Origin of the sequence: Staphylococcus sp. HMSC056G08 (assembly GCF_001812305.1) — a bacterium.
GTDB classification, from domain to species: domain Bacteria; phylum Bacillota; class Bacilli; order Staphylococcales; family Staphylococcaceae; genus Staphylococcus; species Staphylococcus simulans.
In genome coordinates, this window is the sequence record NZ_KV808542.1 from 1 (window position 1) to 7,515 (window position 7,515).

Genomic DNA, 7,515 nt, shown 5'->3' on the forward strand with positions numbered 1-7,515 from the left:
GTTTTTGCTCACCAGTCCTATTTGACAGAGAGCCGTTTTATTACGTTTGTGTTACGTTTTTGTAAATTTTACATGTAGAAATTATGTTGATGCTTATAAACTATAATGTTAAAAGTCTTATTGTGCACATTAAAATATGCCGGTAATAGTAGATGCAACCGTAGTTTATATGTATTATGCACCATTATTATTAAAATACATAACTGAATACTATAAAATACCATTAAAACTTCATGGAACCTATTTTATATACAATTGTGTCACTCCGTTTTATAATTATAAAGTAGTTCAAAATTTAATATATCGGAGGACATCAAATGAAGAAGTTGGATTTTTTGCCTAACTTAAGAAATCGCTATTCAATTAGAAGATTTACTGTAGGTACAGCATCTATTCTTATTGGATCACTTTTATTCTTAGGTCACAATGGCGAAGCCAAAGCAGCGGAGAGCACAAACGATAACACAGTTGTAGAGGCATCTAAAGATACAAGTACATCCCAACAAGAACCGGTAGAGAACACAGTGCCACAAGATAAAACAACAGACACTACTCAACAAGCTGGAAACACTCAAACTACATCAAATGTATTGGAGACAGTTAAGACAGACGCATTGTCTAAACTTTCTACATTTACACATTTAACTGAAGAAACAGTTAAACAATATACTGCTGAAGTCAAACAAGCTCAAACTGAAGCTGACGTTCAAGCAGTTGTTGACAAAGCACAAAAAGCAGAAGCTGAAGCAGTGAAACAAGCTGAAGCCGAACAAACGAAAACAGTTGATTCTACAAAAGAACAATCAGCAGCTACTACTGAAGCTCCTAAATCAACAACTGAGTCAGTTAAAGAAGAAACTAAAGCTGATACAACATCAGCAACAACTTCTGAAACAAACAATACTTCAGAAGCTAAAACAGTGACTTCAACAGACCAAGCAACACCAACAATAGAATCAACACCACTATCTACCGAACAAAAGGTAGATAAAGTAAAAACTGAACTTGCCTCAGATTATGACAGTTCAAAAGTAGATGCAGCATTAGCTGTTATCGATACTACAGATTTAACAGAGGACCAAATTAAAGCAGAAGTGTTAAAACTTTTACTTGAGCAAGGTTCAGCACAAAAAGACTTATACAGCCCACAAGCGACAAAATTAAGATCAGCAGTAGAAGAACCAACGACAGCAGTACGTACATTTTCAGTTGATACCTCTTTAAAAGATGATGTCGTGGTGACGCCTGAAAACTTTAATCAATACTTCATTACTCACGGGATTGCATACTATGATCAAACAAAAGGTATTGCTACATTAACTCCTGATTTTCCAAGTTTCAGAGGTTCAATTACTTTAGATACAAAAATGAACGTTAATAAAGACTTCCATTTTACCGGAGCAGTTAACTTGGGAGACAAATATGAAGGCCATTCTAGAGATGGGGATCCAGGTGGCGATGGACTTGCCTTTGTTTTCAACCCAGGTGATCCTAACGTCATTGGTGAGTACGGTTCAGGACTAGGAATGGGCGGATTGCCTTATGCATTTGGATTCAAATTAGACACGTATGTTAATAAAAGCTTTGACCCTAAAGGTAAAACTAAACCAGACCCGATTGATTTCTATAATAAAGGAGCATTTGGAGCATTTATATTCGCGGACAAAGCAGGAACAGTAACTACTCAAACAGGTTTACCTGGATGGAAGGCCGCATTGTTAGATGTACAGCCATCAAATAACCAATTCCAACCATTTACGATTGATTATGATGGTGATACGAAAGAAATGACTATCACATATGCAGGTCAAACCTGGAAACAAAGTTTACAAAAATACTTTAGTTATACACGTAAAAATGAGTATTCTTTATCCATTTCTGCTTCAACTGGTGGGGCATATAACCTACAACAAGTAAAACTTGAAAAATTCACATATACTGCAGCTGCCTTATTAGAAGAAGATTTTGTAGATACAGATTTACAAGAATTAATCGATCGACCACTTCGTACATCTGGTGATGTTGATAAGATTATTACTGTACAAGACCCTAGCACATACTTAGCAGACAAAGGCTATAAATTATTAAGTGAAGATACGTCACATGCGCCTACTTATGATAAAACTAAAAAAACAATTAAATTAACAAATGCGAGTCAATTTCTTGTTTACTATGTTAAAGATATTGAAGCACCAAAAATTGGTGATATAGCAGCGCCAACAGTCGATGTTAATACAGAAATGAAACCGTTAGTTTTAGATATTACAGATAATAGTAAGCATCTTAATACGAAAACAGTGACAGGTTTGCCTGCCTGTGTAACATTTGATGAAGCTACAAATACAATCTCTGGTACACCGACTGCAGTGGGTACGTCAACAATAACTGTAACTGCAACTGACCATGCTGGTTTAAGCACTACTAAAACATTTACGTATACAGTAGTGGATACAAAAGCGCCAGATGTTACTATGGTTGTAGAACAAACAACTGAAGCATATACACCAATGACACCAATTAATGTAAATGCTGAAGATAACTCTAAAGTTGCACCGACATTAGCAGTAACAGGTTTACCAACTGGATTATCATTTGACCCAACAACAAAACAAATTACAGGTACACCGACAACTGTTGGTACATCTACAGTAACAGTTAGCGCAACTGATGGTTCAACAAATGTTGGTACTTCAACATTTAATATTGTAGTAACGCCTAATAAAGCGCTTGAAGCATTAAAAGCAGCAGTCGCAGATGCGAAAACTGTAAATAAAAATGACTACACACCAAATAGTGTTGCAGCATTAGATGCGAAGTTAACTGAGGCAGAAGCATTAATTGCTCATCCTGAAAATGGTTCAACAGATCAATTTAATGCGAAAACTCAAGAAGTTAAACAAGCTAAAGATCAATTAGTGCGTAAAGCAGATAAAACAGACTTAGAAAAAGCTATTGCAGAAGCAAGTAAATATACAAATTTAGATCCAACTAAACCAATGGATCAACAATTAATTACAGCTTTAACTAATGCGAAAAATACAGATGCAGATCAAAATGCGACTCAAAAAGCAGTAGATGACAGTAAAAATAGTTTAAATAACGCTATCCAAGAAAAATTAAGAGCGGATGCATATGAAAAACTACAACAAGCTGTAATGAGAGGTGTACAAGTCGCAAAAACAGATGGTTATACACCAAACAGCTTACAAGCCGTTAAAGATACGATTCAAAAAGTAAATCCATTAGTAACAGCGTCTATGTCTGATGATCCAACAGTACGTAAACAATATACTGTTGAACAAATCGAACAAGCGACAAAAGACATCAATGATAGTATTTCTGGTTTAGTACGCCAAGCAGATAAAACAGAATTACAAAAAGCAATCGATAAAGCAGGCACTTTAGGCACATTAAATCCAGCAGATACTGAAGATAAAGCTGTTCAAGATAAATTAGCAGCAGCAAACACAGTTAAAGCAGATGGCAATGCCACAAAAGCACAAGTTGATCAAGCGACAGCTGATTTAAATAAAGCGATTGCTCAAAAACTTTATCAAGATGCTTTAGATCGTTTGAATGCGGCAATTAAGGATGCGAAAGGTGTAAACCAATCAGATTACACACCAGCTTCAGTGATACCATTTGATGCAGCAATTAAAGCAGGTGAAGCGAAAGCAGCAGATAAAACAGCTACACCTGAACAATTAGATGCAGCAGCAAAAGCAATCACTGATGCAAAAGCACAATTACAACATAATGCAGATAAATCAGCATTAGAAGCGGCAATTAATAAAGCAAAAGCATTAGGTGCATTAAATGAAGCAGATGCTGAAGATAAAGCAGTCAAAGATGCCCTAACAGCAGGTGAAGGTGTTAAAGACAATGCGAACGCAACAACACAACAGGTAGCTGATGCGACAAAAGCTATTAATGATGCAATTGCGGCTAAAGAACATGCAGATGCATTAGATGTTTTAAAAGCAAAATTAGCTGAAGTCAAAGCGTTAGATAAAGCACCATTCACGCCTGATAGTGTGAATGCTTTAAATGCACAAGTGACAGCTGGAGATGCAGTAGTTACAGCTGAAAAATCTAAAACAACAGAAGAAATCAAAGCAGCAACAAAAGCATTAACAGATGCACAAAATGCACTTGTGAAACAAGCAGATAAAACAGAATTAGAAAAAGCTATTGCAAAAGCGGGTACTTTAGGTCAACTTAATGCAGCTGATACTGAAGACAAAGCAGTTCAAGATGCTTTAGCAAAAGCAAACCAAGTCAAAGCAGATGGTAATGCAACTCCACAACAAGTGGCAGAAGCAACAGATACTTTAAATAAAGCAATCGACAAAAAACTTTACCAAGATGCCTTGGATGAATTAAATGCAGCAATTAGAGATGCAGAAGCTGTTACAAAAGCTAATTACACACCTGAAACTGTGACACCATTTGAAAAAGCAGTTACAGATGGTAAAGCAAAAGCAGCAGATTCAAATGCAACACCAGAACAACTTAAAGCAGCGGCACAAGCAATTAAAACTGCGAAAGATGCGTTAAAACAAAAAGCAAATAAAGCAGAGCTTGAAAAATCAATCGCAACGGCTGAAGCATTACAACCGTTAAAAGCAGGAGATCCTGAAGATGACGCAGTTAAAGCAGCTTTAGACAAAGCAAAACAAGTTGATGCGAACCAAAACGCTGACCAAGCAGCTGTAGATGCAGCGAAAGTCGAATTAGACAATGCAATTAAAGCAAAACAAACACAAGATGCAGCAGATGCATTAAAACAAGCAGCACTTGATGAGTTAAAAGCAGAACTTGCAAAAGTCGCTAAAATTGATAAAAACAACTTTACACCTGATAGCGTTGCACCATTAACTGAAAAAGAAACAGCAGGCAATGCGATTGTTGCTAACCCTGAAAATAAAACAGTTGATGAAATTAAAACAGTAACACAAGCGTTGAAAGATGCTGAAAAAGGATTACAAGCTAAATCTGATAAAGCAGCATTACAAGCAGCAATTGATAAAGCAGAAGCATTAACAGGTTTAAATCCCGCAGATGCAGAAGATAAAGCAGTCCAAGATGCTTTAGCAGCAGCTAAAAAAGTGAATGATAATCCAAATGCGTCACAAGCTGAAGTTCAAGCAGCTACAAAAACATTAAATGATGCCGTAGCAGCTAAGGAACATGCAGATGCATTAGATGCTTTAAAAGCAGAGCTTGCAAAAGTGGCTGGTCTTAATAAAGATCAATACACACCAAACAGTGTAGCGCCTTTAAATACAAAAGAAGCAGATGGTAAAGCCATTGTTGCAGCACCAGAAGCTAAAACAACTGAAGAAATTAAAGCGGCAACGCAAGCGCTTAAAGAAGCAGAAGCCGGTTTAGTAGATAGAGCGGATAAAACTGCATTACAAACTGCGATTGAAAAAGCAGAAGCCTTACCAAACTTAGATGCAGCGGATAAAGAAGATAAAGCAGTTCAAGAGGCCTTAGCAGCAGCTAAAACTGTTAAAGAAGATGCTAATGCTACACCTCAAGCGGTTCAAGCAGCTACAAAAGCATTAAACGATGCTGTAGCAGCGAAAGAACGTCAAGACGCTTTAGATGAATTGAATAAAGCAATTAAAGCAGCAGAAGCTGTTAACAAAGATAGCTTTACTCCAGATTCAGTTGCACCATTCACAACAGCCTTAAATGATGGTAAAGCGAAAGCAGCAGATACAAATGCAACACCTGCAGAATTAAAAGCGGCAGCTAAAGCAATTACTGATGCACAAAATCAATTACAACCTGTAGCAGATAAAGCAGCATTACAAGCAGCCATTGCCAAAGCAGAAGCATTAAAAGATTTAAATCCAGCAGATAAAGAAGACAAAGCAGTTCAAGATGCTTTAGCAGCAGCTAAAACTGTAAATGATAATGCCAATGCAACACCTGATCAAGTCGCTCAAGCAACTAAAACATTAACTGATGCTTTAGTAGCAAAAGAACGTCAAGATGCATTAGATGAGTTACAAAAAGCATTAGACGCAGCTAACACAGTTAAGAAAGATGACTACAAACCAAGCACTGTAGCACCGTTCGAAGCAGCCGTTCAAGCTGGTGAAGCAGCCAAAGCTGATACTTCTAAAACTCCAGAACAGTTGAAAGAAGCAGCACAAGCAATCAAAGACGCGCAAAATGCATTACAAGCGAAAGCAAATAAAGCTGAACTTGAAAAATCAATCGCGACAGCTGAAGGTTTAGGTCAATTAAACGCAAATGACCCAGAAGATAAAGCAGTACAAGATGCCTTAACAGCAGCGAAAGCAGTTGAAGCAGATCAAAATGCGGATCAAGCAGCAGTTGATGCAGCTAAAAAAGCGTTAGATGACGCGATTAATGCTAAAAAAGCACAAGATGCTAAAGAAGCAAAAGAAGCAGCGGATGCAAAACAAGCAGCGCTTGATGAATTGAAAGCTGAACTTGCGAAAGTCGCTAAAATTGATAAAAACAACTTTACCCCTGATACAGTATCACCTTTAACTGAAAAAGAAGATGCAGGTAAAGCTATCGTTGCAGAACCAGATAAGAAAACAACTGAAGATATTAAAGCAGCAACGCAAGCATTGAAAGATGCGCAAAATAACTTAGTTCAAAAAGCTGATAAAGCAGAATTACAAAAAGCAATCGATAAAGCAAAAACTTTAGGTCAACTTGATCCTGCAGATAAAGAAGATAAAGCACTTCAAGATGCAGTAACTGCTGGTGAAGCGGTTAAAGCTGATGGTAATGCAACACCACAACAAGTGGCAGAAGCAACAAAAGCAATTAACGATGCCATCGCAGCAAAAGAACGTCAAGATGCATTAGATGAATTACAAAAAGCATTAGATGCAGCTAACGCAGTTAAGAAAGATGATTATAAACCAAGCACTGTAACTCCTTTCGAAACAGCCGTTCAAGCTGGTGAAGCAGCGAAAGCTGATAATTCTAAGACTCCACAAGAGTTGAAAGAAGCAGCCAAAGCAATCAAAGACGCGCAAGACGCATTACAAGCGAAAGCGAATAAAGCAGAACTTGAAAAATCAATCGCAACAGCTGAAGGTTTAGGCCAATTGGATGCAAATGACCCAGAAGATAAAGCTGTTCAAGATGCTTTAACAGCAGCGAAAGCAGTTGAAGCAGATCAAAATGCTGATCAAGCAGCAGTCGATGCAGCGAAAAAAGCATTAGATGACGCAATTAATGCTAAAAAAGCACAAGATGCAAAAGAAGCTAAAGAAGCAGCGGATGCAAAACAAGCAGCTTTAGAAGCATTGAAAGCAGAGCTTGAAAAAGCGAAAGCTGTTCAAAAAGATAATTTCACACCAGACAGCGTAAAACCGTTAACTGATGCAGAAACTTCTGGACAGGCGATTGTCGATGCACCAGATGGCAAAACAACTAAAGAAATTGAAGCGGCTACTCAAGCATTAAAAGATGCTCAAAAAAATTTAGTTCAAAAAGCTGATAAAGCTGAGTTACAAA

Annotated in this window: 1 protein-coding gene; it reads left to right on the plus strand. The window is 37.4% G+C overall.

Annotation, left to right across the window (positions count from 1 at the left end):
* Positions 1-317: 317 nt before the first annotated feature.
* A partial coding sequence (locus tag HMPREF2846_RS13435; protein ID WP_141751901.1) for a lectin-like domain-containing protein occupies positions 318-7,515 on the plus strand: 7,198 nt, incomplete at its 3' end.